The organism is Paraburkholderia sp. BR10923 (genome assembly GCF_040948765.1).
Lineage (GTDB): Bacteria > Pseudomonadota > Gammaproteobacteria > Burkholderiales > Burkholderiaceae > Paraburkholderia > Paraburkholderia youngii.
This window is the reverse complement of sequence record NZ_JBFPKO010000108.1, coordinates 1-1,883: the sequence shown is the minus strand read 5'-3', so window position 1 is coordinate 1,883 and position 1,883 is coordinate 1. Positions and strand designations below refer to the sequence as shown.

General features: G+C 56.2%; 1 protein-coding gene and 1 pseudogene. One reads left to right on the top strand and one right to left on the bottom strand.

What is annotated here, in order from left to right:
• The first annotated feature begins 84 nt into the window (after window positions 1–84).
• Entirely contained in the window at window positions 85–804 is a 720-nt protein-coding gene (locus tag AB3X94_RS41555; RefSeq protein ID WP_368614440.1) for an SDR family NAD(P)-dependent oxidoreductase, read from the top strand.
• Between the two features lie 512 nt (window positions 805–1,316).
• On the opposite strand, the pseudogene AB3X94_RS41550 reads toward AB3X94_RS41555, so the two are convergent.
• Window positions 1,317–1,654 (bottom strand): annotated as a pseudogene (locus tag AB3X94_RS41550) (transposase); the annotation flags it as partial.
• Window positions 1,655–1,883: the final 229 nt, after the last annotated feature.

The following is a 1,883-nucleotide window of genomic DNA, read 5'->3' as shown; positions in this document are numbered from 1 at the left end:
AAGCGGGCAAACGCCCGCGTGCAATGCCCGCAAGGGCCAAAAACCAAAGGATGACCGTCGGCTTCACGACCTGAACACCTCTACATCGCCGACACGTCGCAAATTCAGCTGCTTGTTCAGCGTAGCCTTAAGCTTTTTCAGGAGAACAACTGGGAGGTGTTCACTGTCTCCCGGCGGCCGTTCTCGGACAGTTGCAAGTGGCCTGCTGCGCGCGAAGCGCACATACAGGCAGACCTCGCGGACCTAGATAGTATCGACCGAATCGCTTTGGAAGTCAGGCGACGGCTACCTAATGGACAGTTACACGCGCTCGTCAACAATGCTGGCGTCTCTTCTAAAGGCGAGGACAGATCGCGCCTCGGAGTTCTCAAGAGCGATCTTCGGACTTGGATGACTGTTCTTAACGTGAATTTGGTATCCAACGCATTACTGGCGCGATCGTTGTTCCCAGAGTTGGTCCGAGGAAACGGGGCCATTGCCAACGTAACATCGATCGCCGGGGTGAAGGTTCATCCTTTCGCAGGTACTGCGTACGCAGCCTCAAAGGCTGCGCTCGCAGCTCTAACGCGGGAAATGGCGCACGAGTTTGGCCCGAAGGGTGTACGCGTCAACGCTATTGCTCCGGGAGAAATTGATACCTCAATCCTGTCGCCCGGCACAGAGGAGATCGTGGATCACGGAATTCCTATGCGTCGTCTCGGGGATCCGGCCGAGGTCGCACGAGTAATCTACTTCCTCTGTACTGAGGCCTCATCGTACATCAACGGAGCAGAGTTGCACGTCAATGGAGGACAGCATGTCTGACGTCATGCGACAGCACGTGAAGACCGACGCCTAGGAACCGTCGTCGGAAAGGCTCCATAGCAAGGGAAGAGAAGAAAGGGCCTCGTCGTGTGCCGACCAGTCGGTCTGATGGAGATGGTCCATGTTTGCAGCGCGCCCTGAAGATGGTCCCTTGCGCTCCGACGCTGCTAAGTGATCGTCTTCTACTGCGCGGCGGTTTCGATTGGCATTCAAATGATGTGAGAGCGGTGACATATGACATACCGAATGTTCCATCGTGAGAGACTATTAAGAAGTTTCGGTATCTGATACGCGTCCGACTTTCCATACTAAAGTACATTTCCATGCCGACTAGACTGCGCGGGGCATCTCGACTTGTCCACATTAGCATGAACTTTCCGCCGCGTAACGGAGGATCGTCCATCACCTCAGAACCTCTGCAAACTTCCGTTTAGTGGGTTGGGGTAGGGCGCACATCCAACGAATAAGCGTTCTCCTTGTTCTACTGTCCGAATTCCCGTCTCTGCCGCCTCCGACGCCGGCCAGCGCTTGTGCTCCCGTTCGATAAAGGCGTACTTCACGGCGATTCTTTCGCAAAGTACGCTGCCGCCTTTTTTAGAATGTCGCGCTCCATCTTCAGTCGCGCATTCTCCGCACGCAGTCGAGCCAGCTCCATCTGCTCCTCGGTTACCGGCTTCGTACCCGGGCCGACCAGCGTTCCTTTTCGGTCCGCCTGCACCCAGTTCGAGATCGTCTGGCTCGACACCCCCAGAATCGCCGACACCGCTGCCAGGCTCTGGCCGGCCTTCACCAGCCGCACCGCCTCCAGCTTGAATTCCAGGGTGTACCGCGCACGCTTCAATTGGCTCATCTTCGTTTCTCCTTGCTGCAGTTTAAACCTCAGCAAGGGATACGTTTTTCAGGGGCAAGCTCACACCGGGCGGTATTACAGCGGGTAGCCTGCAAATTCTGACGAGGTTTAGATGGGTCCGAAGGCGCCTGTAACGGAGAAGGATTTGTTCCGGCATCCACTGCGCGAACAGATCAATCTCAAGCATCCACTGGTACGGCTGGCCGAGCTGATCAATTGGGAGCGGCTC